The 1,613-nt window shown below is 65.3% G+C and carries 1 protein-coding gene and 1 pseudogene; both read left to right on the plus strand.

Annotated features, from left to right (window positions below; genetic code table 11):
- The first annotated feature begins 80 nt into the window (after window positions 1–80).
- A complete protein-coding gene (locus EOA60_RS32050) occupies window positions 81–857 on the plus strand; it encodes an exodeoxyribonuclease III (RefSeq protein WP_095801392.1) in 777 nt (258 codons plus the stop codon).
- A 186-nt stretch (window positions 858–1,043) separates the two neighbouring features.
- Window positions 1,044–1,613 (plus strand): annotated as a pseudogene (locus tag EOA60_RS32055) (hypothetical protein); the annotation flags it as partial.

Raw genomic sequence — 1,613 nt, forward strand, 5'->3', positions numbered from 1 at the left:
GCAGAGTTCCACGGCGATGGTCACGGCATGGATCCTCGGGTCAAGCCCGAGGATGACGAATGAAGAGGCGTCTTCGGCAAATGAAACTCGCCACCTTCAACATCAACAACATCAACAGCCGGCTGGAAAACCTCTTGGCTTGGCTCGTCAAAGCCAAGCCCGACGTCGTCTGCCTGCAGGAACTGAAATCCCGCGACACGCAGTTTCCGCTGACCCGGCTGGCGAAGGCCGGTTATGGCGCGGTGTGGAAGGGGGAGCCGACCTGGAACGGCGTCGCCATCCTGGCTCGCGGCGCCGAGCCGGTGCTGACACGCGACGCGCTGCCCGGCGACGATGCCGACCGCCAGGCGCGCTACATCGAGGCGGCGGTCAACGGCATCGTGATTGCCTGCCTCTACGCGCCGAACGGCAACCCGCAGCCCGGGCCTAAGTTCACCTACAAGCTCGCCTGGCACCAGCGCTTCGCGGCGCATGCGAGCGAATTGTTCGACACCGGCCTGCCGGTGGTGCTTGCCGGCGACTTCAACGTTGTGCCCGAGCCGCGCGACATCTACGCCACCCGCTCCTATGACGACAACGCGCTGGTGCAGCCTGAAAGCCGCGCCGCCTTTGCGGCGCTGATCGATCAGGGCTGGACGGATGCGCTGCGCAAGGTCTTTCCGAAGCAGGAGAAGCTCTACACATTCTGGGACTACCGCCGGAACCGCTGGCCGCGCGACGCCGGCCTACGGCTCGACCACATTCTGTTGTCGAAGAAGCTGGTGCGGAAGCTGAAAGGAGCGGGCATCGATCGGGAGGTGCGTGCCGAGGAAAACGCCAGCGACCATGCGCCGGTGTGGGTGGAACTGGCGACCTGAGCTTCTAGACGGGAGAAGGGAAAGGCGGCGCTGTCCCGCCGGCGTCTCTACGTTTTGATGCCAGCCTCTCGCAAATAATGTCTGTGCAGCAACGTCGGCTCGCGTTAGCTTTTGCAGGACTACGAGGGGGCGCGGACCTTATGCTTTTCAGCTTGAGTATTTTTCTCCAGCCAACGCTTCCCCGCCGTGGCTGACAACGCCCTCGTTCTCTTCATCTCCGTCCTTGTCATCGCCGGCGCCACTGCCCTCATGGCGCTCGCTTTGCGCTGGCGGCGCAAGCGCCGCAGGGCGCGCGGCAATCCCAATCCGGCCGGCGATTATGCGTCGCGCACCGCCTGGGGTCCGACATCCGGCAAGCTGAACTTCTCATCCTTCGTCTTCATGGATGTCGACGGCGACGGAACCTATGGTCAGGCCGACCGCCCGATGGCCGGCATCGTGGTGCGGCTGTTCGACCAGTCCGGCCGCTTCATCGTCGCGGCGCGAAGCAACGCTGCCGGTTTTGCCAATTTCCCGATGTCGTCGACGCGGCGCAGCGCCGTGATCCGCTCGCCTGGAACGTTTCGCTTTTCGGTCTCCGTGCCGCCCGGCTGGCGCGCCAGCGGCGCCAACGAGAACCAGCCTGTGCGCGTGACGGATGCGCCCGGCTCGCTTGTCGGTTTGGCCGGAGAGGGCCTGCCAGGGCCCGTCGGCCTTACCCCTGCGCGCATGGTGAGCGGCAGGACGCCGGCCGCGGCCACCGCAACCTTATCCGTG

This window comes from Mesorhizobium sp. M1A.F.Ca.IN.020.06.1.1, from assembly GCF_004023265.1.
GTDB lineage: Bacteria > Pseudomonadota > Alphaproteobacteria > Rhizobiales > Rhizobiaceae > Mesorhizobium.